Origin of the sequence: Streptomyces sp. NPDC102406 (assembly GCF_044765725.1) — a bacterium.
Taxonomy (GTDB): Bacteria; Actinomycetota; Actinomycetes; order Streptomycetales; family Streptomycetaceae; genus Streptomyces.
Map to the genome: position 1 here is coordinate 443,669 of NZ_JBIWKP010000003.1, position 26,262 is coordinate 469,930.

24 protein-coding genes are annotated in these 26,262 nt (G+C 71.8%); 10 read left to right on the top strand and 14 right to left on the bottom strand.

Annotated features, from left to right (window positions below; translation table 11 throughout):
• Positions 1-67: 67 nt before the first annotated feature.
• Complete coding sequence (gene mmuM, locus ACIRF8_RS15975) at positions 68-997, bottom strand: homocysteine S-methyltransferase (RefSeq protein WP_404215125.1); 930 nt, start codon at positions 995-997, stop codon at positions 68-70.
• Positions 998-1,174: 177 nt separating this feature from the next.
• Here mmuM and ACIRF8_RS15980 point away from each other — a divergent pair, with 177 nt between their 5' ends.
• The gene (locus tag ACIRF8_RS15980; protein WP_404215127.1) at positions 1,175-2,593 is read left to right on the top strand and encodes an RICIN domain-containing protein; all 1,419 of its coding nucleotides are present in this window, start codon (positions 1,175-1,177) and stop codon (positions 2,591-2,593) included.
• 29 nt (positions 2,594-2,622) lie between these two features.
• Positions 2,623-3,684 (top strand): rhamnogalacturonan acetylesterase, encoded by a 1,062-nt coding sequence (locus tag ACIRF8_RS15985; protein WP_404215129.1) that lies wholly within the window; start codon positions 2,623-2,625, stop codon positions 3,682-3,684.
• A 28-nt stretch (positions 3,685-3,712) separates the two neighbouring features.
• Here the strand turns inward: ACIRF8_RS15985 and ACIRF8_RS15990 are convergent, their stop codons facing one another.
• Positions 3,713-4,663: an NADP-dependent oxidoreductase gene (locus tag ACIRF8_RS15990; protein ID WP_404215131.1), complete on the bottom strand. Its 951-nt coding sequence runs from the start codon at positions 4,661-4,663 to the stop codon at positions 3,713-3,715.
• A gap of 69 nt (positions 4,664-4,732) precedes the next feature.
• On the opposite strand from ACIRF8_RS15990, the gene ACIRF8_RS15995 reads away from it, so the two are divergent.
• A complete protein-coding gene (locus tag ACIRF8_RS15995; RefSeq protein WP_404215133.1) occupies positions 4,733-5,713 on the top strand; it encodes a GlxA family transcriptional regulator in 981 nt (326 codons plus the stop codon).
• Positions 5,714-5,737: 24 nt separating this feature from the next.
• On the opposite strand, the gene ACIRF8_RS16000 is transcribed toward ACIRF8_RS15995, so the two are convergent.
• Complete coding sequence (locus ACIRF8_RS16000; protein WP_404215134.1) at positions 5,738-7,780, bottom strand: NAD(+) synthase; 2,043 nt, start codon at positions 7,778-7,780, stop codon at positions 5,738-5,740.
• Entirely contained in the window at positions 7,777-8,184 is a 408-nt protein-coding gene (locus ACIRF8_RS16005; protein ID WP_404215136.1) for a winged helix-turn-helix transcriptional regulator, read from the bottom strand. The genes ACIRF8_RS16000 and ACIRF8_RS16005 overlap by 4 nt, the downstream gene beginning before the upstream one ends.
• 84 nt (positions 8,185-8,268) lie before the next feature.
• Here ACIRF8_RS16005 and ACIRF8_RS16010 point away from each other — a divergent pair, with 84 nt between their 5' ends.
• Together ACIRF8_RS16010 and ACIRF8_RS16015 are read left to right on the top strand one after the other, a co-directional pair.
• Positions 8,269-9,195: an NAD(P)-dependent oxidoreductase gene (locus ACIRF8_RS16010; protein ID WP_404215138.1), complete on the top strand. Its 927-nt coding sequence runs from the start codon at positions 8,269-8,271 to the stop codon at positions 9,193-9,195.
• A 446-nt stretch (positions 9,196-9,641) separates the two neighbouring features.
• Positions 9,642-10,106, top strand: a complete 465-nt coding sequence (locus ACIRF8_RS16015) for a hypothetical protein (protein WP_404215140.1) — start codon at positions 9,642-9,644, stop codon at positions 10,104-10,106.
• A 49-nt stretch (positions 10,107-10,155) separates the two neighbouring features.
• Here the strand turns inward: ACIRF8_RS16015 and ACIRF8_RS16020 are convergent, their stop codons facing one another.
• From ACIRF8_RS16020 to ACIRF8_RS16040, 5 genes are all read right to left on the bottom strand, one after another.
• Positions 10,156-11,403, bottom strand: coding sequence for an FAD-binding protein (locus tag ACIRF8_RS16020; protein ID WP_404215142.1), 1,248 nt, complete (start codon positions 11,401-11,403; stop codon positions 10,156-10,158).
• An 80-nt stretch (positions 11,404-11,483) separates the two neighbouring features.
• Complete coding sequence (locus ACIRF8_RS16025; RefSeq protein ID WP_404215144.1) at positions 11,484-12,536, bottom strand: LacI family DNA-binding transcriptional regulator; 1,053 nt, start codon at positions 12,534-12,536, stop codon at positions 11,484-11,486.
• Positions 12,533-13,441, bottom strand: coding sequence for a carbohydrate ABC transporter permease (locus ACIRF8_RS16030; protein WP_404215146.1), 909 nt, complete (start codon positions 13,439-13,441; stop codon positions 12,533-12,535). Before ACIRF8_RS16030 ends, ACIRF8_RS16025 begins: the two co-directional genes overlap by 4 nt.
• Positions 13,438-14,364 carry a carbohydrate ABC transporter permease gene (locus tag ACIRF8_RS16035; protein ID WP_404215148.1) on the bottom strand — a complete coding sequence of 309 codons (927 nt, stop codon included), beginning with the start codon at positions 14,362-14,364 and terminating at the stop codon, positions 13,438-13,440. The genes ACIRF8_RS16030 and ACIRF8_RS16035 overlap by 4 nt, the downstream gene beginning before the upstream one ends.
• Positions 14,361-15,713: an ABC transporter substrate-binding protein gene (locus ACIRF8_RS16040; protein WP_404215150.1), complete on the bottom strand. Its 1,353-nt coding sequence runs from the start codon at positions 15,711-15,713 to the stop codon at positions 14,361-14,363. Before ACIRF8_RS16040 ends, ACIRF8_RS16035 begins: the two co-directional genes overlap by 4 nt.
• Positions 15,714-15,914: 201 nt before the next feature.
• Between ACIRF8_RS16040 and ACIRF8_RS16045 the strand changes: the two genes are divergently transcribed.
• The 3 genes from ACIRF8_RS16045 to ACIRF8_RS16055 all read left to right on the top strand — a co-directional run bounded on the left by ACIRF8_RS16045 (position 15,915) and on the right by ACIRF8_RS16055 (position 21,135).
• Positions 15,915-17,912 carry a beta-galactosidase gene (locus ACIRF8_RS16045; protein WP_404215152.1) on the top strand — a complete coding sequence of 666 codons (1,998 nt, stop codon included), beginning with the start codon at positions 15,915-15,917 and terminating at the stop codon, positions 17,910-17,912.
• Between the two features lie 143 nt (positions 17,913-18,055).
• Entirely contained in the window at positions 18,056-19,621 is a 1,566-nt protein-coding gene (locus tag ACIRF8_RS16050) for a glycosyl hydrolase 53 family protein (protein WP_404215154.1), read from the top strand.
• 191 nt (positions 19,622-19,812) lie between these two features.
• Positions 19,813-21,135 (top strand): radical SAM protein, encoded by a 1,323-nt coding sequence (locus ACIRF8_RS16055; protein WP_404215156.1) that lies wholly within the window; start codon positions 19,813-19,815, stop codon positions 21,133-21,135.
• 16 nt (positions 21,136-21,151) lie between these two features.
• Here the strand turns inward: ACIRF8_RS16055 and ACIRF8_RS16060 are convergent, their stop codons facing one another.
• On the bottom strand, positions 21,152-22,186 hold the full coding sequence (locus ACIRF8_RS16060; RefSeq protein ID WP_404215158.1) for an asparaginase: 1,035 nt from the start codon (positions 22,184-22,186) through the stop codon (positions 21,152-21,154).
• A 151-nt stretch (positions 22,187-22,337) separates the two neighbouring features.
• On the opposite strand from ACIRF8_RS16060, the gene ACIRF8_RS16065 reads away from it, so the two are divergent.
• Complete coding sequence (locus tag ACIRF8_RS16065) at positions 22,338-22,787, top strand: Lrp/AsnC family transcriptional regulator (RefSeq protein ID WP_404215160.1); 450 nt, start codon at positions 22,338-22,340, stop codon at positions 22,785-22,787.
• A gap of 19 nt (positions 22,788-22,806) precedes the next feature.
• On the opposite strand, the gene ACIRF8_RS16070 is transcribed toward ACIRF8_RS16065, so the two are convergent.
• Both ACIRF8_RS16070 and ACIRF8_RS16075 read right to left on the bottom strand, forming a co-directional pair.
• Complete coding sequence (locus tag ACIRF8_RS16070) at positions 22,807-23,307, bottom strand: DUF3237 domain-containing protein (RefSeq protein ID WP_404215162.1); 501 nt, start codon at positions 23,305-23,307, stop codon at positions 22,807-22,809.
• The gene (locus tag ACIRF8_RS16075) at positions 23,304-23,801 is read right to left on the bottom strand and encodes an ester cyclase (protein WP_404215164.1); all 498 of its coding nucleotides are present in this window, start codon (positions 23,799-23,801) and stop codon (positions 23,304-23,306) included. The genes ACIRF8_RS16070 and ACIRF8_RS16075 overlap by 4 nt, the downstream gene beginning before the upstream one ends.
• 58 nt (positions 23,802-23,859) lie before the next feature.
• Here ACIRF8_RS16075 and ACIRF8_RS16080 point away from each other — a divergent pair, with 58 nt between their 5' ends.
• Entirely contained in the window at positions 23,860-24,498 is a 639-nt protein-coding gene (locus ACIRF8_RS16080; protein WP_404215166.1) for a TetR/AcrR family transcriptional regulator, read from the top strand.
• Positions 24,499-24,598: 100 nt separating this feature from the next.
• Here ACIRF8_RS16080 and ACIRF8_RS16085 read toward each other — a convergent pair whose 3' ends face one another.
• Together ACIRF8_RS16085 and ACIRF8_RS16090 are read right to left on the bottom strand one after the other, a co-directional pair.
• Entirely contained in the window at positions 24,599-25,201 is a 603-nt protein-coding gene (locus ACIRF8_RS16085; protein ID WP_404215168.1) for a dihydrofolate reductase family protein, read from the bottom strand.
• On the bottom strand, positions 25,198-26,082 hold the full coding sequence (locus ACIRF8_RS16090; RefSeq protein ID WP_404215170.1) for a metalloregulator ArsR/SmtB family transcription factor: 885 nt from the start codon (positions 26,080-26,082) through the stop codon (positions 25,198-25,200). Before ACIRF8_RS16090 ends, ACIRF8_RS16085 begins: the two co-directional genes overlap by 4 nt.
• Positions 26,083-26,262: the final 180 nt, after the last annotated feature.

Here is a 26,262-nt window from a genome sequence, read left to right on the forward strand (position 1 = left end):
GTAGAGACGCGTACACCGCCGGGTCTTGTACGAAACGGACACCCGGCCCAGCGAGCAGGTCAGGCGCTCAGGCCTCGCGCAGCGTCGCCGCGATCCGGGCCACCGTCGGCGGGCCCACCCGGCAGCAGCCGCCGATCAGACGGGCCCCGGCCCGTCGCCAGCCGCCCACCTGCCCGGCGGTGCACGTGGGGCTGCCCCGCCAGGCCCGCGCCCGCGCGTCCCACTCCTCGCCGCTGTTGGGGTAGACCACGACGGGCTTGCCCGTCACCCGCGCCGCCACCTCGACGGCGTACGGCACGTCGGCGGGGGCGCAGCAGTTGACGCCGACCGCGATGATCTCGTCGGCGTCGGCGGCCACGGCGAACGCCTCCTCCAGCGGCTGCCCGGCCCGCGTCCGCTCCCCGGCGACGCTGTACGACAGCCACGCCGGGACCCCGAGCCCGCGCACCGAGCGCACCAGGGCCCGCGCCTCGTCGGCGTCCGGCACGGTCTCCAGGGCGAGCGCGTCGGGACCGGCCGCGGCCAGGACCTCGGCGCGCGGCCGGTGGAAGCGTTCGAGCTCGGCGACGCTCAGCCCGTACCGCCCCCGGTACTCGGAGCCGTCCGCGAGCAGCGCCCCGTACGGTCCGACCGAGGCGGCCACCCACAGGGGCCGTCCGGCGTCCGCCCGCCGCGCCGCCTCCCGGGCCAGACCGACGCTCAGGGCGAGCAGTTCGGCCGTGCGGTCCTGGTCGAAGCCCTTTTTGCCGAAGCCCTCGAAGGTCGCCTGGTAGCTGGCGGTGATGGCGACGTCCGCCCCCGCCGCGAAGTAGGCGAGGTGCGCGGCGGTGACGGCCTCGGGGTCCTCGGCGAGCAGCCGCGCCGACCACAGCTCGTCCCGCAGGTCGTGCCCGGCGGACGCGAGCTGGTTGGACAGGCCGCCGTCGAGGACGAGCGTGCCGTGGGACAGGGCGTCGGTGAGCGTGCCGGGGGAGCGCGGTGCACAGTCGCTGGTCATGAAGGGACGCTAACCGAAGCGGCCGACGCCGGCCGAAGCGGCGGACGCACGAGTTCCGTCCGCCCCGTTGACCTCCTCGTACCACCCCTCTACCTTCTCCCTGTTCGTCATCACGATGGGCGTTCGGTATCTCGTACGGCGTGGAGTTCTTCACCCCCACGAAGGAGAGCGACTGGCATGCGCAGCCCGAGACGTACGTACGTGATGCTCCTTGCCCTGTGCTGTGCGCTGGCGGCGGCCTTCCTGACCGCGGCACCGGCGCAGGCGGCCCCGCAGACCATCGCCAACGGCACGCGGTTCACCACCGGTTCGGGCGATCCCGTGCACGCGCACGGCGGGGGAGTCATCAAGGTCGGCGCGTACTACTACTGGTTCGGCGAACACCGCAACGACGACAACACCTTCCGCTACGTCGACGCGTACCGCTCCAGCGACCTGAAGAACTGGGAGTTCAGGAACCACGTCCTGACCCAGGCGAGCGCGGGCGAACTCGCCGCCGCCAACATCGAGCGCCCGAAGGTCATGTACAACGCGGCCACCGGCACGTTCGTCATGTGGATGCACAAGGAGGGCGCCACCGACTACGGCGAGGCGCGGGCCGCCGTCGCCGTCTCCGACACCGTGGACGGCGCCTACACCTACCGGGGCAGCTTCCGGCCGCTCGGCGCGCACATGTCCCGCGACCTCACCGTCTTCACGGACACCGACGGCACCGGCTATTTGGTCTCCGCCGCCCGCGACAACTACGACCTGCACCTCTACCGGCTCACCGCCGACTACACCGGCATCGCGAGCCTGGCCGCCGACCCGTGGCCCGGCGGCCACCGCGAGGCCCCCGCCCTCTTCAAGCGGGACGGCGTCTACTTCATGCTGACGTCGGGCGCCACCGGCTGGAACCCCAACCAGCAGCAGTACGCCACCGCCCCCTCCCCGGCCGGGCCCTGGACGGGCTGGAAGAACATCGGCGACGCCACGGCGTACGGCTCACAGACCGCCTACGTCCTGCCCGTGCAGGGCAGCGCGGGCACCTCCTACCTCTATATGGGCGATCGCTGGGGCAACTCCTTCGGCGCCACGGTCAACGACTCGCGGTACGTGTGGCTGCCGCTCACGTTCCCCACCTCGACGTCCATGACCATGAGCTGGACACCGGAGATCAGCGTCGACACGGCCACCGGAACGATCACCGCCACCAGCGCCACCTACGAGACGCTGACCGCCCGGCACAGCGCCAAGTGCGCCGACGTGCCGGACCGGTCGCTGCGCACGGGCGTCGCCCTCACCCAGTACACGTGCAACGGCGGCGCCAACCAGAGCTTCTGGTTCAAGCCCGTCGGCGGCGGCTTCCACGCCCTCGTCGGCCGGGGCAGTTCCCTGTGCCTCACGGAGAACGCCACGAACGTGACCCAGGAGTACTGCACCGGCGCCACCACCCAGCAGTGGCGCGCCACCACCTCCGGCGCCGACACGGCCCTCACGTCCCGCGCCTCCGGCGAATGCCTCGACGTGAACGGCGCGTCCACCGCCGACTCCGCCGTCGTCATCACCTACACCTGCAACGGCGCCGCCAACCAGCAGTGGCACCGCGGCCCTTGAAACCCCGAACGCGGAAAGAGGTGCAAGCCTTGAGACGTGCCGCCGCCGCCCTCGCCGTCGCCGCCTGTGTCGGCGCCACCGGCGCGTTCACCCCCGCGCACGCCGCGCACGCCGCGCCCGCCGTCCGCGCTGTGGCCGGGCCCGGCCACTGCACCGGCACCGCGCCCGTGACGTGCCACTTCGACGTGGCGCCCGGCACGTACGACGTCCGCGTCACGCTGGGCGGCACCGAAGCGGGCAGCACCGCCGTCAGCGGCGAGACCCGGCGCGCCCTCCTCCCGGAGACGGCGACACGGCCCGGGCGGACCGTCCGGCGCTCCTTCACCGTCGACGTCCGTACCCCCGAGGGCGAGCCGACCGGACCCGCGGGCAGCGCCGGACTCGACCTCACCTTCGCCGGGTCGGCCCCCGCGCTCACCTCGGTCCGGGTACGGCCCGCCCGGCGCACCACACCCCGGATCTTCCTCATCGGCGACTCCACGGTCTGCGACCAGCCGGTCGAGCCCTACACGGGATGGGGGCAGGAGCTGCCGCGGTTCCTCGAACGCGGGGTGTCGGTCGCCAACCACGCCGATTCCGGGGAGAGTTCGGTGACGTACCGGGAGAACCCGGCGCTCTTCCCGACCGTCGAGGCACTGCTCCACCCCGGTGACCTGGCCCTCGTCCAGCTCGCCCACAACGACAAGACGACGGACGGCCCGACCTACCGGGCCAACCTGAAGGCGCTCGTGGACGGGGTGCGGGCGCGGGGCGCGCGCCCGGTGCTCGTCACGCCCGTCGTACGCCGCTGGTTCAACGCCGACGGCACCCTGGACAACGCCACGGCCCTGCTGGTGAACGGGCTCGGCGTCGACCACCCCGCCGTCGTCAGGGAGCTGGCCGCCGCCGAGTCCGTGCCGCTGATCGATCTGACCGCCCGGACGAAGGCGCGCGTGGAGGAGCTGGGCCCCGAGGCGTCCAAGGCCCTGTACCTCTCCGACGAGAAGCGGGACAACACCCACACCTCGGCGCGGGGCGCCACGGAGTACGCCTCCTTCGTCCGCGACGCCCTGCGCGAACAGGCGCTGCTGCGACGCCCGTTGTTCCGCTGAGAGCCTGTCTGTGCGAACAGGCCCCCGGTTACGGGCGGACCGTCAGGACCAGCTTGCCGGTGACGCGGCCCGTCTCGCCCTCCGCGTGCGCCTTGACCGCCTCCTCCAGCGAGTACGTGCCCGAGACGTGCGCCCGCAGCCGCCCCGCCGCGGCCAGCTCGGCGACCGCCGCCATACCCGCCCGGTCGTGCTCGACCAGCATGAACCGGGCCCGCACGCCCAACTCCCGCGCCCGGCCCGGCACGGGGCCCCAGTTCTCGGGCAGGATCGACACGAGGATGCCGCCGGGCCGCAGCACCTCGAGCGAGCGCAGGCAGTTCTCGCCGCCCAGCGAGTCCAGCACCACGTCGATGTCCCCGGTCTCGGCCACGAAGTCGGCGGTGCGGTAGTCGATGACCTCGTCCGCGCCCAGGCCGCGCACGAAGTCGTGCTTGGCGGCGCTGGCCGTGCCGATGACGTACGCGCCGCGCGCCTTCGCGATCTGCACCGCGAGATGCCCGACGCCACCCGCCGCCGCATGCACCAGCACCCGCTGACCGGGCCGCACCCGCGCGTTGTCCACCAGGGCCTGCCAGGCGGTCAGGGCCGCCAGCGGCAGCGCGCCCGCCTCGACGTGGCTCAGCTCGGCGGGCTTGGGCACGAAGGCGCGGGTCGGGCCGGTCACGTACTCGGCGTGCGAACCGGCACCGTACGGGTACGGCAGCATGCCGAGGACCTCGTCGCCGGGCGTGAACAGCGAGACGCCGAGGCCGACCGCCTCGACGACCCCGGACACGTCCCAGCCGAGCGTGAACGGCGGCTCGCCCAGGAAGAGGCCCGAGGCGCGGTGCTTCCAGTCGGTGGGGTTGAGGCCGGCCGCGTGGACGGCGACGAGGATCTGGCCGATGCCCGGCTCGGGACGGTCGACCTCGGCCACGTGCAGCACGTCGGGGTCGCCGAGGGTGGTCTGGGTGAGGGCCTTCATCGTGTTCTTGGTCATGAATTCAGCGTGCCCCTCCGCGCTGACCTGGGCAATGGCAAGATTGCCATGAAGCGATAACATCGTGCCATGGGCCTTCCGCATCCCCCCGCCGACCGGCCGCACCGCGTCGTCACCCTCGCTCTCGACGGCGTCTACCCTTTCGAGCTCGGCATCCCGAACCGGGTCTTCCCGCTGGTGCCGGGCGCCTACGACGTGCTCACCTGCACGGCGACCGACCAGCGCACCGTGGCGACCGACGCCGACTTCTCGATCACCGTCGAGCACGGTCCTGAGGTGCTGGAGAGCGCCGACACCGTGGTCATCCCGCCCTACGACCTGCGGCGCATCACCGCCGACCCGCCCGCGCAGGTGCGCTCCGCGCTCGCCAGGATCCGCCCCGGCACCCGGCTGGTCTCCATCTGCACGGGCGCGTTCACGCTGGCCGGCGCCGGGCTCCTGGACGGACGGCCCGCGACGACGCACTGGGCGCTCGCCGACGTGTTCCGCCGGATGTTCCCGCGGGTCGACCTGGACCCGGACGTGCTGTTCATCGACGACGGTGACGTGCTGACCTCGGCGGGCGCCGCCTCCGGCGTCGACGTCTGCCTGCACATGGTGCGCTCCGACCACGGCAGCGCGGTCGCCAACCGGGTCGCCCGGCACTGTGTCGTGCCGCCCTGGCGCGACGGCGGGCAGGCCCAGTACATCGAGCAGCCGATGCCCGAGGAGGGCGACACCGGCACGGCCACCACCCGCGCCTGGGCCCTGGCCCACCTCGACCGGCCACTCGCCCTGCGCGAACTCGCGGACCACGCCCGGATGAGCCCGCGCACCTTCGCCCGGCGCTTCCAGGAGGAGACCGGTACGAGCCCGGGCCGCTGGCTGATCCAGCAGCGGGTGCACCGGGCCCGGCACCTCCTGGAGACCACCGACCTACCCGTCGACCGGATCGCGGCCGAGGTCGGCTTCGCCACCGGCACATCGCTGCGCCAGCACCTCCAGGCGGCGATAGGGGTCTCCCCGCGGGACTACCGGCGCACCTTCCGCAGCCTCGGCGCGACCGTCTGAGACGGCCGGGCCGAGCACCGGCTCTCAGTCCGTGGGCCACTCCCAGCGCTCCAGGTCCCGCAGCCACGCCCGCGCGTTGCCGTCGGACGGCGCGCGCCACTCGCCGCGCGGCGACAGCGAACCGCCGGCCGAGACCTTCGGGCCGTTGGGCATCGCGGACCGCTTGAACTGCGCGAAGCCGAAGAAGCGCTTGCAGAAGTACTCCAGCCAGTGCCGGATCTCCGCCAGGCCGTACGCGCCGCGGTCGGACTCGGGGAAGCCGGGCGGCCACTCACCGGCGTCCTTGTCCCGCCACGCGTGCCAGGCCAGGAACGCGATCTTCGAGGGCCGGAACCCGTACCGCAGCACGTAGAACAGGGTGAAGTCGTGCAGCGCGTACGGGCCGATCTTCGACTCGGTCGACTGGAGCTCCTCGCCCGGCACCAGCTCGGGGCTGATCTCCGTGTCGAGGATCGCGGTCAGCGTCCGCCCGGCCTCGTCGCCGAACAGCTCACTGCTGACGACCCATCGGATCAGGTGCTGGATCAGCGTCTTCGGCACACCCGAGTTCACGTTGTAGTGACTCATCTGGTCGCCGACACCGTACGTGCACCAGCCGAGCGCCAGCTCGGAGAGGTCACCGGTACCGAGCACGATGCCGCCGCGCTGGTTGGCGAGCCGGAACAGATAGTCGGTGCGCAGCCCGGCCTGCACGTTCTCGAAGGTGACGTCGTACACCGGCTCCCCGGAGGAGAACGGGTGGTCCATCTCCTTCAGCATCAGCCGCGCCGTCTCGGTGATGTCCAGCTCGGCCGCGGTCACGCCGAGCGACTTCATCAGCTTGTGGGCGTTGCTCTTGGTGTGATCACCGGTGGCGAAGCCCGGCATCGTGAACGCCAGGATGTCGCTGCGCGGCCGGCCCGCCCGGTCCATCGCCCGGGCGGCGACGATCAGCGCGTGCGTGGAGTCCAGACCGCCCGACACACCGATGACGACCTTCGGGTCGCCGATCGCCCCGAGGCGCTGCTGCAACCCCGCGACCTGGATGCTGTACGCCTCGTAGCAGTCCTGGGCGAGCCGCTCCGCGTCGGCGGGCACGAACGGGTACCGCTCGACGCGGCGGCGCAGCCCCAGGTCGGAGCCGGTCGGCGGGTCGAGGCGGAACTCCACCGTGCGGAAGTCACCCGTCCGCGCGGCATGGGTGCGCCGGTTCTCGTCGAAGGTGCCCATCCGCTGGCGCTCCTGGCGCAGCAGGTCCAGGTCGACGTCGGCCACCGCGGTCCTGTCACCGTCCGGGAACCGCTCGGTCTCCGCGAGCAGCACCCCGTTCTCGAAGATCATCGTCTGTCCGTCCCAGGACAGATCGGTGGTCGACTCCCCGAGCCCGGCCGCCGCGTAGACGTACGCGGCCAGGTAGCGCGAGGACGCCGAGCGGCACAGCAGCTTGCGGTCGTCGGCGCGGCCCACCGTGATCGGGCTGCCCGACAGGTTGAGCAGCACGCTCGCCCCGGCGAGAGCCGCCTCGGCGCTCGGCGGCACCGGCAGCCACATGTCCTCGCAGATCTCCACGTGCACCACGAGCCCCGGCACGTCCTCGGCGGCGAACAGCAGATCCACCCCGAACGGGACGTCCGCACCGCCCACCCGGATCGTGCCGCCGCGCTCGTCGTCGCCCGGCGTGAGCTGCCGACGCTCGTAGAACTCACGGTAGTTCGGCAGATACGACTTGGGGGCGACGCCGAGGATCCGGCCGCGGTGGACGACGACCGCGCAGTTGTAGATGTTGCCCCGGTGCCGCAGCGGGGCGCCGACGACGAGCACCGTCAGGAGGTCCGCCGAACCGGCGACCACCGTGGCGAGCCCCCGCTCGACATCATCGAGGACCGCGTCCTGAAGGACGAGATCCTCCAGGGAGTAGCCGCACAGGCCGAGCTCGGGGAAGACCGCGACGGCGACCCCCTCCTCGGCACAGCGGCGCCCCTGGCGCAGGATTCCCTCGGCGTTGGCGGGCGGGTCGGCGAGGACGGCCTGACCGGTGCAGGCGGCCACTCGCGCGAAACCATGAGCATAGATCGACCGGAAGTTCACCCCTCCATCATGTCAACCGCCCCGGAGCGCTGCGCGCCGAGCCCCGCGTCACCCACGTCGACCACGTCGAAGCCCTCGCGCCGCATCCGCTCCGACCCCCAGGCACCGAGCGGGCCGAGCGCTCGGTTGAGGGTGCGCCCGTGCTCGGTCAGGGAGTACTCGACCCGCGGCGGCACCTCGGCATGGACCTTCCGGTGCACGAGCCCGTCCTGCTCCATCTCCCGCAGATGCTGCGTCAGCATCTTCTCGCTCACCCCGGGCAGACCACGCCGCAGCTCGGCGAAGCGGCGTACGCGATGGGTGTCGAGTTCCCACAGGATCAGCCCCTTCCACTTGCCGCTCACCACGTCGAGCGCGGCGTCGATGCCGCAGATGTACGGCCCGTTCCTCGGCGCCTTGGCCATCCCTGACCCCCCTTACGAAAAGGTAAGTACCGCAGTAAATAGTGGGTACTTCCGAGATTAGTGGCCCTCTTCGAGCATGGAGGGGTGAACGAACGACAGCACCGCACCAGCGAAGACCACAGCGCCGTGACCGTCCTCGGGCTCGGCCCGATGGGACAGGCGATGACCCGCACCCTCCTCGCCGCGGGACACCACGTCACCGTATGGAACCGCACTCCCGGCCGGGCCGACGGCGTCGTCGCCGACGGAGCGGTCCGCGCGGCGACACCCGCCGAGGCGGTCGGGGCGAGCGACCTCGTGCTCCTCAGCCTCACCGACTACCGGGCGATGTACGCCGTCCTCGACGGCGCCACCGCCTCACTCACCGGCCGGACCCTGGTCAACCTCAGCTCCGACACCCCCGACCGCACCCGCGAGGCGGCGTCCTGGGCGGCGGACCACGGCGCCGCCTTCCTCACCGGCGGTGTCATGGTCCCGGCGCCGATGGTCGGCACCGACGCCGCCCACGTCTACTACAGCGGCCCCGACGACGTGATGGAGCGTCACCACAAGACGCTGGCACCGCTCGGCGTCCCCCGGTACCTGGGCGCGGACCCGGGCCTCGCCCAGATGATGTACCAGGCGCAGCTCACGGTGTTGCTCACCACCCTGTCCGCGCTGATGCACGCCACCGCCATGCTGGGCACCACCGGGACGAAGGCCGCGGAGGCACTCCCGCACCTGCTCGCCTTCACCGACTCGATCGGCGCCGTCCTCCGGGCCGGCGAGGAGACACCCGGCGCCGCGCTGGACGCCGGTGAGCACCCGGGCGCCCTCAGCACGGTCACCATGATGGGTGCGACGGCCGACCACATCGTGGAGACCAGCACCTCGCTCGGCCTGGACCTGGCGCTCCCGCTGGCGGTGCAACACCACTACCGCCATGCGATCGAGCAGGGTCACGGCGGCGACAACTGGACCCGGATCATCGACGGCATCCGCGCGTCGGCCGACCCACAACGGGTCCGATGAATTCCGGTGGGCCGAGTCCGAGGTGAGCGCCCGACGCTGTGGGGGAATGGTTCGCGTCGAACCATCGAGGCGATGCGAGGCCGGTTCGGGTGTGCTCGGGACCGGGCGCGAGCGTCCGGTGTGACGCTCGGCGTCAGCCGGGGGCGAGCGCGCACGTGAGTCGGCGAAGGCAGCGACCTTTCGGACCGCAGGTCGCGGCCTGTTGGTGACGCCGCGGTGGGGACGGCGTTGCCGCCCCGATGTGAGCTGTCGACACTGCGGCCATGGGTCTGTGTGGCGCGGAGACGAAGAAGCACCGCCCCTGCCGTAACCGGGTGCGGCGTGACCGGGAGCGCTGCCACCTGCATCTGGGGATGCCGCGTTTCGCGGGCCCGGCGTCACACCGGTCGGACTCGTCCGGGTCAGTGCCCCGCCATGGTGTTCGCTCTCCCGCGGAAGTCGCCCGGGTGTGCGCCGAGGTGTGGGACGCGGGCGCCGTCGACACGATCGGCGCGCGTGCCGCCACCTACGTCACGGACACCGTCTGGAAGTCCCTTCTGACTGAGCAGCGGCAGCGGCCGGGCGGGTGCGACGATCTTGCCGCAGCCGCCCGCCGGTTGCTGTCACTACGACGGAGTCTGCGTACCGGAGCGGCGGAGGCGGTCCGGCATGCCGGTGGCTCCGAACTGATGGCGGTCTTCGCCGGAGAGATGGCCGGCCGGATGGCACTTCCCTTCGACGCGCACATTCAAGCGGTGGCGCGAGGCTTGCAGATTGCGGGTATCTGCGTCTGCGTGCTCAAGGGCATGAAGATGGACGACTGCGCATGTTTCAAGGACGTCCTCAAGGGGGAGGGCGAGGCGCGAGTCGAAGCTCTCGTGGTCGGTGCTCTGGAGGACTGGCAGGATCTTCCGCGACGTCTCGGGGGCTGAGAGACGTCAGGCCGCGGTCAGCGGTCCGGGCCCCAGGGCCCGGACCGGCTCAGCGCGGCAGCAGCGCCCGTACGAACGCGTTGGCGAACGTCCCCCGCGGGTCGAGGCGACGGGCCAGCGCGGCGAAGCCGGCGGCGTGCGGGTACTGCTCGGCGACCCGCTCGGGCGCGGTCGTGAACACCTTCCCCCAGTGCGGGCGCGGCGCGAACTCCCGCAGCCGGTCCTCGACGAGCGACACCACGGGCAGCACACGCGGCGTGTCCGCCACCCATGTGAAGTGCAGGGCCACCGTGTCCCTGCCGTACGCGGGGCTCAGCCACTGCGCGTCCGCCGCGACGGTCCGCACCTCGCACACCTGGAGCACCGGCGCGATCCGCTCCCGCACCGCGTCGAGCGCGTGCAGCGCCGCCACGGCGTGCTCGCGCGGCAGCAGGTACTCCGACTGGAGCTCGTCCCCGCTGCTGGGCGTGAACCCGGCGCGGAAGTGCGGCAGCCGCTCGTGCCACGGCCCGGGCACCCCGAACTGCTCCGTGCAGTGCACGGCGTCCATCCCCGGCACCGGGTGCTGCGCCTCGGTGGCCGGCTCGGCCCACGGGAAGTCGAGGGAGTCGGGCAGCCGCCGCTTGACCCACACCTGGTCGAAGTGCGGCCCGCGCCACGTGGTGAACAGGCTCACGCTGTACGCGGCGGAGGAGACGGCCGTGAAGTCCAGGCCCTGGAACGGCAGTTCACGAAAGACGTGCTGGGCGACCTCGAAGGCGGGCGCCACGTCGAGGGTGAGCGACAGGACGACCCCGAGCGCGCCGAGCGAGACGACGGCGCCCTCGAAACCGGCGTCGCCCCGCGCGAGCGTGACGGTCTCGCCGTCGGCGGTGAGGAGCTCCACGGCGCGCACGGCCTCCGCCAGGGACCGGTTGCGCACCCCTGAGCCGTGCGTTCCCGTCGCCACGGAACCGGCGACCGAGATGTGCGGGAGGGACGCCATGTTGGGCAGCGCGAGCCCGTGCGCGTGCAGCTCGGCGGCCAGCTCGGCGTAGCGCACGCCACCGCCGACCCGCACGGTCCGCGCGGCGCTGTCGACCTCGATGCCGCCGGGCAGCGCGGCGAGGGAGACGAGGACTCCGTCTCGGTCGGCGTCCACGTCGGCGATCCGGTTGAAGGAGTGGCCGCTGCCGAGCACCCGTATGTGCGGGCTCTTGCCGACGAGCCCCCGCAGCTCGTCGAGCGTGGCCGGGCGGTGCAGCTCGGAGACGGAGAAGGTGATGTTGCGGGCCCAGTTGAACACGGCTTCGGACACGAGGGGCGGCCTTTCTCGGCGAGGTGGGCGTCCCGCCGATTGGATCACGCCCGGGACGGGAGAGCACGGCCCCCTCCGGTTCAGGCGGAGCCCCGCCGCACGAGCTCCGTCGGCAGTATGACGGCCGCCGGGTCCTCCCCGCCCACCTGCGCGAGCAGCACCCGTACCATCTCCGCGCTGATCCGGTCCCACGGCTGCCGGATCGTGGTCAGGCCGGGTTCGGTGGCCAGCGCCGCCGGGGAGTCGTCGAAGCCGCCGACCGCGACGTCCTGCGGGACCCGCCGCCCGGCCTTCTGGAGGGCGGCGAGCACCCCCTGCGCCATGAGGTCGGACGCCACGAACACCGCGTCGAAGTCCGTCCCCGCGTCGAGCAGCCGCAGCGCCGCCGCCTCGCCGCCCGCCCGGCTGTAGTCACCGGAGACCACGAGCCGCTCGTCGCCCGGGATCCCGGCCTCGGCGAGCACTTCCCGGTACCCGGCGAGCCGCTCCACACCGCCCGGGGTGTCCAGCGGCCCGGTCACGGTCGCGATCCGGCGGCGGCCGAGGGAGAGCAGGTGGCGGACCATGTCCCGCGCCCCGTCCCGGTCGTCCGCCGCGACGTAGCTGACCTTCGACGCCGATCCGTGCCCGATGGGCTTGCCGCAGGCCACCAACGGCACGCCCGCGTCCCGCAGTTGCGCCGCCACCGGGTCACCGGAGTGCGAGGAGACGAGGAGGACGCCGTCGACGTGTCCTGCCGTGATGTAGCGGGTGATGCGGCGCCGCTCGTCGGGGGTCCCGGCGAGCATCAGCAGCAGCGGGATGTCGTGCGCGGCCAGCGCCTGGGTGCACCCGCGCAGCAGCACGTTGAAGTTGGGGTCCTCGAAGAACCGCTCCTGGGGCTCCGTCAGCAGGAAGCCGACCGAGTCGGAGCGGCCCGTGATCAGGGACCTGGCGTGCCGGTTCACCACGTAGCCGGTCCTGCGGATCGCCGCGTCGACCGCTTCCCGCGCCGTCGGGCTGACGTAGTGACCGCCGTTGAGGACGCGTGAGACGGTGCCGCGCGAGACACCGGCCTCGCGCGCCACGTCATGGATCGTCGGCGGCCTGCGACGACCGCCCGCCCCCGTGGTCCCCGTTGTGCTCATGGTCATGACTTTACGGCTCCGGACAGCAGGTCGAGGCTCCAGAACCGCTGGATCACCAGGAACAGCGCGACCAGCGGGACGATCGCGAGGAGCGCGCCCGTGATCACCAGGGTGTAGAGCGCGGGGGTGTTCGCGCCCTGTTCGAGGAGGGTGAACAGGCCGAGCGTGATCGGGAACTTCTCGTCGTCGCTGAGCATGATGTAGGGAAGGAGGAAGTTGTTCCAGACGGCGACGAACTGGAACAGGAACACCGTCACCAGGCCCGGCACCATCATCGGCAGCGCGATCCGCGTGAAGATCCGCCACTCCCCGGCGCCGTCCATGCGGCCCGCCTCGACCACGTCCGGCGGCACCGCCGCGGCGGCGTAGATCCGCGCGAGGTAGATGCCGTAGGGGGAGAGGATCAGCGGCAGGAGCACGGAGGCGTAGGAGTCGGTGAGGTCGGCCTCGGCGAGCAGGAGGTACTGCGGCACGGCGAGGATGACCGGCGGCATGAGGACGCCCGCCATCAGCACGTTGAAGATCGACTCCCGGCCCCGGAAGCGGTAGACGGCCAGCGCGTACCCGCTCAGCGCGGAGACGGCGGTCGACAGGAGGGCGCCGAGCCCGGAGTAGAGCGCCGAGTTGGCCATCCACGTCCAGTAGACGCCGTCGCGGTACGCCGACAGGTCCTTGATGTTGTCGGTGAAGCCGGAGCCCGGCAGGAAGGTGAAGGTGGAGAACAGTTCGCTGCCCGACTTCGTGGACGCGATCACCACCCAGGCGACCGGCAGCAGGCAGTACAGCGCGCCGAGCAGGAGGACCGCCGTGGGGACGAGCGCGACGCGGCGCCGGACCGGCGGGCCCTGCGCCGTACCGGGTGTGGTGCCCGCGGCGGGCGCGGCCTTGCGGAGTGCGAGGGTGGAGCTCATCGGGGATCCTCCTGCCGGTTGCGGGCGCCCGCGGCGCGCAGGAAGCCGAAGGAGAGGACGAGCGTGACCACGGCGATGATCACGGCGGTGGCGGCGGCGGAGTGGATGTCGCCCTTCACGAAGGCGTCCTGGTAGACCTGCATCAGTGGACTCCACGTCGTGGACAGGGCGTTGGTCAGCGGTTTCAACGTCGTCGGCTCGTTGAAGACCTGGAGGGTCGCGATGATCGAGAAGAACGCGGTGAGGACCAGCGAGGGCGCCACCATCGGGATCTTGATGCGCAGCGCGATCTGGAGCTGCGAGCAGCCGTCCAGCCGGGCGGCCTCGTGCACCTCGGCCGGGATCGAGCGCAGCGACGTGTAGATCACGATCATGTTGAAGCCGGTGCCGCCCCAGATCGCGATGTTGGACATCGCCGCGTAGAGCGGGCCGCCGTCCAGGAGGTCGGGCTGCGGCAGGCCCAGCTTGTCGAGCACGTAGAAGAACGGGCTGACGTCCGGCAGGTAGAGGAAGCCCCACAGCAGGGCCGCCACCACGCCCGGGATCGCGTACGGCAGGAAGATCGCCAGCCGGGTGAACGGGGTCAGGCGCACCCGGTCCGCGTCCAGGAGCAGCGCGAAGAGCAGGGCGAGGCCGAGCATCACGGGGACGACGATCGCGCCGTACCCGAGGATGCGCAGGGCACCGGCGAGCAGTTCGGAGTCGCCGAGCGCGTCCGTGTAGTTGGTGAGGCCCGCCCAGGTCTCGGAGCGGGCGCCCTTGCCGAGGCCGAGGCCCTTGACCTCGATCTTGTGCAGGCTGAGCCAGAGCGCGTAGCCGATGGGCAGCGCGAAGAAGAGCGCGAAGAGGAGGCCGGCGGGGAGAAGGAAGCCGTAGGGGGCGCTCTTGACCCCGTACGACCGCCGGGCCGTGCGGGAAGTCACTCGGCGACCTCGAAACCCTGCTTCTTCATGTCGGCGACGGTCGCGTCCTGCATCTTGGTGAGGGCGGCGCCGAAGTCCGACTTGTTCTTCGCGGCGGCGGCGAAGGCGTCCTTGAAGGTGTTGTACGCGACGTTCACGTTCGGGCCCCAGGCGGCGGGCGCCGTGGTCTTGGCGATCTTCGCGGCCTGCGGGTAGAAGTCGGGCTGGTTGGCGAAGAAGGCGGGCGGCTCGGAGAAGGCGCCGCTGAGCTGGGCGGCCGTCGCGGCCGGGTAGATGCCGCTTTCCCTGGCGAGGGCGGCAAGCGCCTTCGGGTCGGTGTTCAGCCAGGTGGCGAACTTCGCGGCGGCGGCCTGATGCGTGCTGTCGGTCGTGACCGCGGTGGAGGAGCCGCCCCAACTGCCGGTCGACGTGGAGTGGTCGTCCCACTGGGGGAGCGGGGCCATGGCCCACTTGCCCTTGGTGTCGGGCGCGGCCGTGGTGAGTGTGCCGGGCGCCCAGACGGCGCTGACCCAGGCGATCTGCTTGCCCGTGTCGAGCGCCTTGTTCCAGGCCGGGGTGTACATGGGCTGGTTGTCGATCACGCCCTCCTTGACGAGGCCGCCCCAGAAGTCGGCGACCTTCTTCGTCGCGGCGTCGTCGATGCCGACCTTCCACGTGTCCCCGGAGGTGGTCCACCACTTGGCGCCGGCCTGCTGGGCGAGGCCCGCGAAGAGACCGGAGTCGTTGGCGGAGAAGGTGGTGAGGTCCTTCTCCGGGGCCTTCTTCTTCAACTCACGGGCCACCTCGGCGAAGTCGTCCCACGTGGTGGGGGCGGACAGCCCGTACTTCTTGAACAGGTCCTCGCGGTACAGGAACATCATCGGCGCCGCGTCCTGCGGCACCGCGTACACGGCGTCGGTGCCGAGTGTGGCCTGCTGCCAGATGCCGTCCGCGTACTCGTCCTTCAGGTCGCCCGCCGCGTCGGATATGTCGGCGAGCGCGTCGTTGCTGACGAGGGTGGGCAGCGCCTGGTACTCGGCCTGGACGAGGTCGGGGGCCTTCTTCGCCTTGTGCGCGGTGAGGATCTTGGTGACGAGCGTGTCACCGGACGCCTGCTTCTTGACCGTGACCTTGATCTGCTGCTTCTTGCCGGGCCCCTGGTTCCACAGGTCGACGACCTTGTCCATGTTCGGGGTCCAGGTCCAGTACGTCAGGTCCGCCGGGCCCGAGGCGTCCTGGGCGCCGCTGTCGTCGGACGAGCCGCAGGCGGCGAGGGCGCAGGCCCCGAGCGTGAGCGTCGCGGCGGTCGCCACGAGGCGACGGCGGCGCGGTGTGAAGGGCGTACGTGAGGTGCGGGGCGAGATGGGCATGGCTGGTTCGTCTCCCTGACCGAAGTCCCTGACCGGGGAACTGGGCGGTGGCCGTATGGTTCAGGCTCTGTGAGCGTTCACAGTAGAGAAACATCCCGGACACTTGTCAATGGTTGTTGCTCTGCGGTTATGTTGGCCTCGTGCCGCCGATCGTGTGTGTGCACGTTCCCAACTTGTCGCATCTTCCCCTGGGGGTACCTCATGACCCGGCTCGCCTTCGGCGGGGACTACAACCCCGAGCAGTGGCCGGAATCCGTCTGGCACGAGGACGTCCGGCTGATGCGCGAGGCCGGCGTCACGACGGTGAGCGTCGGGATCTTCTCCTGGGCCCTGCTCGAACCGGCGCCCGGCTCCTACGAGTTCGGCTGGCTCGACCGCGTCATCGACCTGCTGCACGAACACGGCATCACCGTCGACCTCGGTACGCCCACGGTCGCGCCGCCCAAATGGTTCTACGACCTGCACCCCAAAGCCCTGCCCGTGACGGCCGACGGCACCCGGCTCGCGTTCGGCTCGCGCGGCGCCATCTGCCACAGCGACCAGGACTACCGCGACGCCTCCAGCCGCATCACCGAACAGCTCGCACGCCGCTACGGCACGCACCCGGCCGTCGTCATGTGGCACGTCCACAACGAGTACGGGGTGCCCGTCAGCGCCTGCTACTGCGACGGCTGCGCGGCCCACTTCCGGCGCTGGCTCACCGCGACGTACGGGACCGTCGACGCGGTCAACGAAGCCTGGGGGACGGCCTTCTGGGGGCAGCGGTACGGCTCGTTCGAGGAGATCGACCCGCCGCGCGCGACCCCGACCGTCGGCAACCCGGCCCAGCAGCTCGACTACCGCCGCTTCGCCGACGCGACGATGCGCGAGAACTTCGTCCGCGAACGCGACATCCTGCACCGCCTGGCCCCCGGCACCCCGGTCACCACCAACTTCATGACCGCCCTCAGCCAGTGCGACTCCGTCGACTACTGGGCCTGGGGCCGCGAGGTCGACCTCGTCACCAACGACCACTACCTGATCACCGACGGCCGCCGCACGCACGTGAACCTGGCGATGGCCGCCGACCTCACGCGGTCCGTGGCGGGCGGCGCCCCGTGGCTGCTCCTCGAACACTCCACGTCCGGCGTCAACTGGCAGCCCCGCAACCCGGCCAAGGCCCCCGGCCAGATGGCACGGAACTCGCTCGGCCATGTCGCGCGCGGCTCCGAAGGCGCCATGTTCTTCCAGTGGCGGCAGTCGCGCCGGGGCGCCGAGAAGTTCCACTCGTCGATGCTGCCGCACGCCGGGACGGACTCACGCGTGTGGCGCGAGGTCCGCGAACTCGGCGCCCACATCGGGGACCTGGCGCCCGTCAAGGGCACCCGCACCGTCGCCGACGTGGCCATGCTGTGGGACTGGCAGTCCTGGTGGGCGCAGAACCTGGAGTGGCGGCCGAGCGAGGACCACGACGCCCGGGAGCGCGCGGACTCCTTCTACGAAGCCCTGTACGACCGCCACCTCACCGTCGACTTCGCCCACCCCGAGGCCGACCTGTCGGCCTACCCCCTCGTCGTCGTGCCCGCCCTCTACCTCGCGACGGAGGCGGCGGCACTCAACCTGCGCGAGTACGTCGACAACGGCGGCACCCTCGTCGTCTCCTACTTCTCCGGCATCGTCGACGAACACGACGCCGTGCACCCCGGCCCCTACCCCGGCGCCTTCAGGGACGTACTCGGGCTGACCGTGGAGGAGTGGTCGCCGCTGCTGGCGGGGGAGACGGTCACCCTGTCCGGCCCGGACGGGGCCCGGCTCCCCGGTGACGTCTGGACGGAGTCCGTCGTCCCGCGCGGGGCCGAGACGGTCTGGTCCTACGAGGACGGGCTCACGGCGGGACGCCCCGCCGTCACCCGGCACACGTTCGGGCGCGGCACGGCCTGGTACATCTCGACGCGCCTGACCGCGGCCTCGCTCGACGCGATCCTCGGCGCGGCGGAGGCGGACGCGGGACTGCGACCGCGCCCCGAACTCCCGCGCGACGTGGAGTGGGTGACCCGCACCGGGGCCCGCGGCACGTACGGCTTCGCGATCAACCACACCCCGGACGAGGTGAAGGTCCCCGCGCGGGGCGCCGAACTCCTCACCGGCGAACGGGTGGCGGGGCAGTTGACCGTGCCGGGCGGATCCGTCCGCGTGGTGCGGCTCGACGAGACGCCGTAAGCGCCGGCGCACCGCCCGAACAGACCCCGGCCGGAACCCGTGGGGGGAAGCCCGGCCGGTCGACGGCGGCGCCGCGCACGGCCTTCGCGCGGCGCCGCCACCCCCACCCGCCCACAGACAGCGACGTCGAAGGGACACCGACGATGCACGGCACCACGAGCACGGGCACCACGGCAACGACCACCACGACACGCAGAGCCGTCCTGGCCGCGGCCCTCGCCGGGGCGGCCACCCTCGCCCTGCCGAGCCGCGCGCACGCGGCGAGCACCCTGGCCAACGGCGGCTTCGAGAGCGGCACCACCGGCTGGTCCACCTACGGCACCACCGCCGCCTCCTACCACGAGGCGGGCGGTCGCAGCGGCGGGTACCGCCTCGCCCACTACGCGGCTTCGGCGTACAAGGTCGAGACCTACCAGTACCTGACGGGCCTCACCAACGGCACGTACAAGCTGACCGCCTGGGTCCGCTCCAGCGGCGGCCAGAACTCCGCGTACATAGCGCTGAAGAGCGCCGCGGGCGAGCAGCGCACCGACCTGCCGCCCACCCCGAACGGCCGGTGGATCCGCCTCGTCACCTCCGTCGCCGTCACCGACGGCACGGTCACCGTCCGCCTCTGCTCCGACGCGAAGGCCGGCAACTGGGCCAACTTCGACGACATCACCCTCACGGCGGGCTCGACCAAGCTCACCGTCAAGGGCGCCGACATCTCGTCACTGAAGAAGAACGAGGACAAGGGCGCGCGCTACAAGAACGCCTCCGGCGCCACCGCCGACGCCGTCGCCGTCCTCGCCGCAGCCGGCATGAACCACGCCCGCCTGCGGGTCTGGGTCGACCCCGCCGACGGCTACTGCGACAAGGCCCGCACCCTCGCCATGGCCAAGCGCGTCAAGGCCGCGGGCATGAAGCTCCTCGTCGACCTCCACTACTCCGACACCTGGACCGACCCGGGCGCCCAGACGATCCCGTCGGCCTGGTCGGGACACTCGTTCGCCCAGCTCAAGGCGGACGTCTCCCAGCACACGTACGACGTCCTGAACGCGCTGAAGGCCCAGGGCACCCCCGCCGACATGGTGCAGATCGGCAACGAGCTCAACGCGGGCATGCTCTGGCCGGCCGGATCCACCTCCGACTGGGCGCAACTGGCGGGCCTGCTGACGTCAGGGGCCAACGCCGCGAAGGCGGTCTCACCGTCCACCAAGGTGGCCCTGCACCTCGCCAACGGCGGCGACAACGCCCTCTACCGCGCGTGGTTCGACAACGCCGTGAAGTACGGCGTCCCCTTCGACGTCATCGGCCTGTCCTTCTACGGCTACTGGCACGGCGCCCTGTCCGACCTCCAGGCCAACACGGACGACCTGGCCACGCGCTACGGCAAGCCGCTCTACGTCGCCGAGACCGCGTACCCGTTCACCTTCCGTGACGACGACACCTGGGAGAACGTCATCGACCAGGAGTCCGAGCTGGTCCCCGGGTACGCGGCCACCGAGGCGGGCCAGGCCGCCTGGTTCCGCGACCTGCTGAACGTCGTCGAAGCCGTCCCGAACGGCCTCGGCCTGGGCGCCTACTGGTGGGACGCCACCTGGACCGCCGTCGCGGGCAACGGCTGGGACCCCACCGACCCGTCGAGCGGCAACGCCTGGGAGAACCAGGCCCTCTTCGACCACGACGGCGCCCCCACGGACGCCCAGACCTGGTTCCGGCACCGCTGAGAACCCGGCCGCGACCTCCGGACGATCACCGCGCCCGGAGGAGGCGTCGGCCGGGAGCGGGGACCCGCCAGAAAGGAGCGACAAGCGGGGGCATACCGTGAGGTGTCGAACTGTGACCGTCGCGGAACCGTCCTGGCGGCGGGTCGCAGCGGCGTGTCGCAGCAGCCAGTCGTAGAAGCAAGGAGAACGGGATGCAGAGCCGTACGGCACTCGTCGAGGACCTGATGGAGCGCTTCCCGCACGTTCCCAAAGAGGCGGTCTTCAAGGAGGACCTGCTGCGCGGCGGCGTCGCCTTCGACGCGTCGGCGCTGAGCGACAACGAGGACGGCGAGGTCAAGCCGAAGTCGTACTTCATCTTCTCCTTCGACCACGGCACCCTGCCCGAACTCGGCGAGGCGGCGCTGCGCCGCCCGCCCGAGGAGATCGTCCTCACCGGCGGCCCCTACGACCTGCGCCGCACGGTCGTCTCGGTCCGCGTCAACCCGGCCTCCCCCTACCGGGTCGCCGCCGACGAGTCCGGCATGCTCGGCCTCTACCTCGACGGCAGGCGCATCGCCGACGTGGGCGTGCCCCCCATGCCGGAGTACTACCGGCACAAGCTCTCCAACGGGAAGTCGGTCATGGAGGTCGCCCCGACCATCCAGTGGGGCTACCTGATCTACCTGACCGCGTTCCGCGTCTGCCAGTACTTCGGCGCCAAGGAGGAGTGCCAGTACTGCGACATCAACCACAACTGGCGCCAGCACAAGGCCGCCGGGCGCCCGTACACGGGCGTCAAGGACGTCGACGAGGTCCTCGAAGCCCTCTCGATCATCGACCAGTACGACACCGCGAAGACCTCCACCGCGTACACGCTGACCGGTGGCGCGATCACGTCGAAGGTCCAGGGCCTGGACGAGGCGGACTTCTACGGGCGGTACGCCAAGGCCATCGAGGAGCACTTCCCCGGCCGCTGGATCGGCAAGGTCGTCGCGCAGGCGCTGCCCAAGGACGACGTGCAGCGCTTCAAGGACTACGGCGTACAGATCTACCACCCCAACTTCGAGGTGTGGGACGAGTACCTGTTCAAGATGTACTGCCCCGGCAAGGAGCGCTACGTCGGCCGCGACGAGTGGCACAAGCGCATCCTCGACTCCACCGAGGTCTTCGGCGCGCGCAACGTCATCCCGAACTTCGTCGCGGGCGTCGAGATGGCCGAGCCGTTCGGCTTCAAGACGGTGGACGAGGCCATCGCCTCCACCACCGAGGGCCTGCGCTTCTTCATGTCGCACGGCATCACGCCGCGCTTCACGACGTGGTGCCCCGAGCCGACGACGCCGCTGGGCAAGGCCAACCCGCAGGGCGCGCCGCTGGAGTACCACATCCGGCTCCTGGACGCGTACCGCTCGACCATGGACGACTTCGGTCTCTCGTCGCCGCCCGGCTACGGCCCGGCCGGTGCGGGCCGAGCCGTCTTCTCGGTCAGCTCCTTCATGGACAGCCTCGCGCCCAACGAGGAGGCCGTGGAGGTCTGAGCGGGCGCCGGGTGGCTCACGCCGCCTCTTCGGCCGCCGCGTCGTCCTGGGGGAGCGGCGCGGCGATCAGCCGGCGCAGCAGGTCGGGGCGGGCGGCCGGGGCGGCGTCCGACAGGAGCGCGGCCAGTACGGCGATCCGGGTCTGGCCCGCGCGCAGCGTGCCGGAGAGCACCGCGCCCGCGGCGACCAGGTCGACGGCGCCGCCGCCGGTGTAGATCTCGGCGAGCGGCCCGGCCGGGACGCGCGTGCTGACGGCGACCAGGACACCGCGCCGCACGGCCGCGGCGACCGCGTCGACGAAGTCGGGCGTCGCGTTGCCCGCGCCGGTGGCGACGAGGACGATGCCCCGCGCGCCCGCGGCGAGCGCGGCCTCGAAGAGCGCCGGGTCGGCGTCGCTGTGGTGCATGACGACGTCGACGCGGGGGAGGGGAGCCCCGTCCCGGGGTGCGGGCAGCGGCTCCGGGCGCCGCGGCGCGGTGCGGATGTCGACCCGGCCGAAGCCGAGCCGGCCGAGCGGACCGGCCGACGGGTCGGCGAACGCGTTCGCGGCGAGCGTCTGCGTCTTCACGGTGCCGCGCGCGGCGTGCACCCGGCCGTCGAACACGACGAGGACGCCCAGGTCCCGCACGGAGGCGGCGACCTGGAGCGCGTCGTACATGTTGCCCGGGCCGTCGCCGTCGGTGGCACCCAGCGGCTTCTGGGCGCCGGTGAACACGACCGGGCGCGGGTCGTCGTGGTGCAGGTCGAGCAGGAACGCGGACTCCTCCAGGGTGTCCGTGCCGTGCGTGACGACGATGCCGTCGACCGCCGGGTCCGCGAGGACCTCGCGGACGGTGCGCAGGAGGGCGAGCTGTCGCTCGCTGGTCATCCGCGAACTGTTCACGTTGAACAGGTCGACGACCTCGACCGCCACCCCGTCCGGTACGGCGGCGCTGGCCAGGACGGTGTCCCCGCCGGCGTCGGCGGCGTAACCGGTGCCCTGCCAGCGGCTGGCGATGGTGCCGCCGGTGCTGATGAGGGTGATGCGCTTGGGGGCGCGGATGCGTTCCATGAGGCTGCCTCGCGAAGGTGCGGGTGTACGGGTACGGCGCCGGGGCGGGGCGCATACACGTTCGATCTTCAGCAAGGATAAATCGACAAGGGCGCAATCGGATTGCGAATCCTGCCCGGTCGGCGCCGAAGACGTGGCGCACAATTGCGTCATGGACCGGATCGATCTGCATATCTTGCGCGAGCTCCAGAGCGACGGCCGGCTGAGCAATCAGGAGCTGGCCCAGCGGGTCGGACTGAGCCCGTCGCCCTGTCTGCGCCGCGTCCGTCAACTGGAGAAGGACGGCGTGATCCAGGGGTACCGCGCGATCGTGGACCCGGCGGCCGTGGGGCGCGGCTTCGAGGTCCTGGTCTCCATCGAGGTGCGGCGCGACCGCGCGGCGGTGGAGGCGTTCGAACGCGCCCTCCAGGACATCCCGGACGTCATCGAGGCGTACCGCCTCTTCGGCAGTCCGGGCTGTCTGCTGCGGATCGCGGTCGCCGACCTGGCCGCGTACGAACGGCTGTGGATCGAGCGCCTCACCACGCTCGACGGGGTCACCGAGGTGAACTCGCAGATCATCATGAAGCGCGTGAAGGAGCCCCGGGGCCTGCCGGTCTGAGAGCCGGTGGGGGCGGGCGTCAGAGGAGTTGGGACACCCGGTAGGCGACGCCGCCCTCCACCAGGTAGCCGGTGGCGACGCACACGATGTCGTTCAGCCACGCGTAGCGGGTGGAGCCCGTCTCGAAGAGCGGGTTCGTGCGGAAGTAGTAGCGCGCCGGGTCGACGAGGTGGCGCCGGGCGAGGTCGGCCACGTCGGCCCGGGCCCCGGGCGGGGTGATCAGCCGCCCGTTGTACGTCATGTGCAGCAGCTCCCCGTCGTGGGTGCGCAAGGTCAGCCGCACATCGAGCGCCATCGAGCCGTCGGAGCGGAACAGGGCCCAGTCGCCGCCCGAGGGCAGTACCTCGCCGCGCAGCCGGGGCCCCTCGAACCGTCCGCCGGTCGCGCCGAAGAACACCCGGCGCCCCAGCGGTCCCGCTCCCATGTCCAGCCGTGGGGCGAGGTCGTCCACCATGTCGAACAGCCGGACCGTGCGCGGCTCGGCGACCTCCCTCACCCGCGGGTCGAACGCCGTGCTCACCGCCCCCCTCCGCTGCCCTGGCCGGACAGCGTGGCGCGGACGGTGTCCGTGGAGACCCCTGACTGCGCGCAGAGTTCGGCCAGGTCGAAGCAGAACCGCTCGCTCGCGATCAGGCCGTCCCGGAAGCCGAACCGGATGAACACCGGCAACCGGGCCTGCCGCCCGTTCGGCGTCACCCCGAACCGGTCACCGGTCATGGTCATCAGCGCCGTCCCCCAGCACACCAGCGCACCGGTGCCGACGGCGTGGCCCTCCAGGGCGATCTCGTAGTCGGGGAAGGACGTGAAGAACGAGGTCAGGGCTGCCCGGTTCGCCTCCGGGCCGTGCGCCGCGGTGCCGAAGGCGGGCGCCTCCAGGGTCATGTCGTGGTGGAGGTACCGCATGGCCGCGGCCACGTCCTGACGGCTCTTGGCCACCGCGAGGCCGTGCGCCAGCTTCAGCATGCGAGCGGCGTCCAGGGAGCCCGGGCAGTCGGAGGAGTCCAGTAAGGTCATGAAGAAAACGTACGGTCGTACGTACGTATATCGCAAGGGGTCTGGCAGGATGAGGTCCATGGGTGAAGCGGAAGGCGGGGCGGTGGAGGGGACGGCGGACAGGCGGCTGCTGCGCGGGGAGCGGTCTCGGCGGACGATCCTGCGCCGGGCCGTCGATGTCGCCTCGCTGGACGGCCTGGACGGGCTCAGTTTCGGGGTGCTCGCCACCGATCTCGGCGTCAGCAAGAGCGGCGTGCAGACCCTGTTCGGGACGAAGGAGAACCTGCAGGTCGCCACGGCCGACTGTGCGCGCGGCGTGTTCGAGGAGACCGTCGTCCGCCCCGCCCTCACGGCGCCGCGCGGGGCAACGCGGCTGCGGGCCCTGGTCGAGGCGTGGCTCGTGTACGCGGCCGAGCCCCTCTTCCCGGGCGGCTGCTTCTGGGCGGCGAACCAGGCCACCTTCGACGGTCGCCCCGGCCGGGTCCACGACGCCCTGTTCGCGGGGCAGCGCGGCTGGCGCGCCCTCCTGGCGGGCGAACTGCTGCACGCCGCCGACGCGAACGCCTCGCCGACCGCCCTCTCCGACGCCGAGCTGGCGGCCTTCCAGCTCGACGCGGTCCTCCTCGCCGCGAACACGGCGCTGCGCTGCGGCGACGACTCGGCGGTGGACCGGGTCCGGCGGGTGACCGAGCACCTTCTCGCGCCGACCGGACCGTGACCGGCGCCGGGCGGCCCGAGCGCGTGACGAACGGGCCCGGGGGCCGGTGACGAACGGGCCGGGGGCCGCCGGTCGGCGGAGGCCGGGAGTCAGCCGGGAGTCAGCGGACGCGGTCGTAGACCTGGGCCGTCGTGCCATGGTCGCCCGCGGTCTGGCTGACGAGCGTCCACTGTCCCGCGGGGAGGCCGTCCTCGAACAGTCGGGGGCCGCCGCCGAGGACGACGGGGAAGACCGTGAACGCCAGCCGGTCGACCTGGTCGGCCGCGAGCAGCGCCTTGATGACACTCGCACTGGACAGGACGAGGATGTCGCCGCCCTCGGTCGCCCTGAGTTCCGTCACCACCTCGGCGGTCGGCCCGTCGGCCAGCGTCGTCCGGTCCCACGGCGCCTCGTCGAGCGTGCGGGAGAGGACCACCTTGTCGGTGTCGACGAGCCACTTCGCGAAGCCCTCGTCGCGCGGATCGGCACCTTCCATGCCGATGACGGTCGGCCAGAACCCGAGGAAGCCCTCGGCGTTGACCCGCCCGAGCAGAGCCGTCGTCGCCGGCTCCCACAGGCTGGTGAGGTGGTCGCGGGCGACGTCCGTGACGGCGTAGGGCATCACCCAGCTCATGTCCTGCGGGTTGTCCGGCTTCGCGTAACGGCCGTCGAGCGAGAGAGCGATGTTGGTGACGACCCTGCGGTCGCCGGTCTGCTGCGTCATGCCGTGCTCCTTGAGTCGGTGTCGCTGTCGCTGTCGCTGCCGGTCTCGGTGTCCGTGCCGGGGCCGGGATCGTGCGCGAAGGTGGCGGCGAGTTTGTCGAGGCTCTGACCGAAGCCGATCTCGATGCCCGCGATGAAGTCGGCGGAGTCCACGGTGCTGTCGGTGACGCGGTAGTGGACGTCCAGCTCCGTGCCGCCGTCACGGGGTCGCAGGTCCAGGTCCACATGGGCGGTGAACGCGGGGCTGCCGTCGGGAAGCCGCGGTGAGAGCCGGTAGGAAAGGTGCTCGCCGGGGCTGACGTCGTCGACGACCCCCTCCGCGCGCCCGGCGATCACGTCGGAGTCGTCGGCGTCCTCCGCGTCGCGGTACTCCTGGACGATCCGGCCACCGGGGCGTGCCTCGAAGACCAGCTCGGAGGCGCGGAGGTCGTCGGGCGTCCACCAGCGGGCCAGCAGGGCGGCGTCCGTGAGGTGGCGCCACACCAGCTCAGGGTGGACCGCCAGCGGTCGCCGGAACCGGAACGAGCGGCCGTCCGCCCACCCCGCCTCCTGCGCGGCGAGCCGCTCCGCGCGCAGGCCGAGCCCGTACCGGTCGAAGGCCTCGCGCACACTGTCGCCCCTCTCCGCCGTGTCGGCGAGTCTGCTGAGCGCGGCCGCCAGATCCCGCAGGGGATCGGGCTTGAGCGCGTAGACACGGCGCTGGCCCGTACGCCGGGACATGACCACCCCGGCCCGTTCGAGCGTCTGGAGGTGCTTGGTCGTCTGCGGTTGCCGTGCCTCCGCAAGCTGCGCGAGGACGCCGACCGAGCGGGGCCGCTCGGCCAGAAGGCTCACGAGCCGCCAGCGGGCCGGGTCGGCCAGTGCGGTGAGTAGTGCGTCCATGGCGTTAGTATTCCCCCAGGAGAATATTCGTGTCAAGGAATATCTCGCATCCGCCGAACCTGGCGCAAGCGCGGGAAAAACAGGTGGCGCGTGGCCACGACCCCCCGCTACGGTCATCTCGTTCCCGGGCGTCGCCGTCCGGGCCGACCGGCCGAGAGCCGTGAGCCGTGGCCGTGAGGC

Excerpts from the sequence above, each read along its gene's own strand:
- mmuM (WP_404215125.1), bottom strand. The coding sequence starts at position 997 with ATGACCAGCGACTGTGCACCGCGCTCCCCCGGCACGCTCACCGACGCC.
- ACIRF8_RS15980 (WP_404215127.1), top strand. The coding sequence starts at position 1,175 with ATGCGCAGCCCGAGACGTACGTACGTGATGCTCCTTGCCCTGTGCTGT.
- ACIRF8_RS15990 (WP_404215131.1), bottom strand. The coding sequence starts at position 4,663 with ATGACCAAGAACACGATGAAGGCCCTCACCCAGACCACCCTCGGCGAC.
- ACIRF8_RS15995 (WP_404215133.1), top strand. The coding sequence starts at position 4,733 with ATGGGCCTTCCGCATCCCCCCGCCGACCGGCCGCACCGCGTCGTCACC.
- ACIRF8_RS16005 (WP_404215136.1), bottom strand. The coding sequence starts at position 8,184 with ATGGCCAAGGCGCCGAGGAACGGGCCGTACATCTGCGGCATCGACGCC.
- ACIRF8_RS16025 (WP_404215144.1), bottom strand. The coding sequence starts at position 12,536 with ATGACCATGAGCACAACGGGGACCACGGGGGCGGGCGGTCGTCGCAGG.
- ACIRF8_RS16030 (WP_404215146.1), bottom strand. The coding sequence starts at position 13,441 with ATGAGCTCCACCCTCGCACTCCGCAAGGCCGCGCCCGCCGCGGGCACC.
- ACIRF8_RS16040 (WP_404215150.1), bottom strand. The coding sequence starts at position 15,713 with ATGCCCATCTCGCCCCGCACCTCACGTACGCCCTTCACACCGCGCCGC.
- ACIRF8_RS16045 (WP_404215152.1), top strand. The coding sequence starts at position 15,915 with ATGACCCGGCTCGCCTTCGGCGGGGACTACAACCCCGAGCAGTGGCCG.
- ACIRF8_RS16050 (WP_404215154.1), top strand. The coding sequence starts at position 18,056 with ATGCACGGCACCACGAGCACGGGCACCACGGCAACGACCACCACGACA.
- ACIRF8_RS16055 (WP_404215156.1), top strand. The coding sequence starts at position 19,813 with ATGCAGAGCCGTACGGCACTCGTCGAGGACCTGATGGAGCGCTTCCCG.
- ACIRF8_RS16060 (WP_404215158.1), bottom strand. The coding sequence starts at position 22,186 with ATGGAACGCATCCGCGCCCCCAAGCGCATCACCCTCATCAGCACCGGC.
- ACIRF8_RS16065 (WP_404215160.1), top strand. The coding sequence starts at position 22,338 with ATGGACCGGATCGATCTGCATATCTTGCGCGAGCTCCAGAGCGACGGC.
- ACIRF8_RS16075 (WP_404215164.1), bottom strand. The coding sequence starts at position 23,801 with ATGACCTTACTGGACTCCTCCGACTGCCCGGGCTCCCTGGACGCCGCT.
- ACIRF8_RS16080 (WP_404215166.1), top strand. The coding sequence starts at position 23,860 with ATGGGTGAAGCGGAAGGCGGGGCGGTGGAGGGGACGGCGGACAGGCGG.
- ACIRF8_RS16085 (WP_404215168.1), bottom strand. The coding sequence starts at position 25,201 with ATGACGCAGCAGACCGGCGACCGCAGGGTCGTCACCAACATCGCTCTC.
- ACIRF8_RS16090 (WP_404215170.1), bottom strand. The coding sequence starts at position 26,082 with ATGGACGCACTACTCACCGCACTGGCCGACCCGGCCCGCTGGCGGCTC.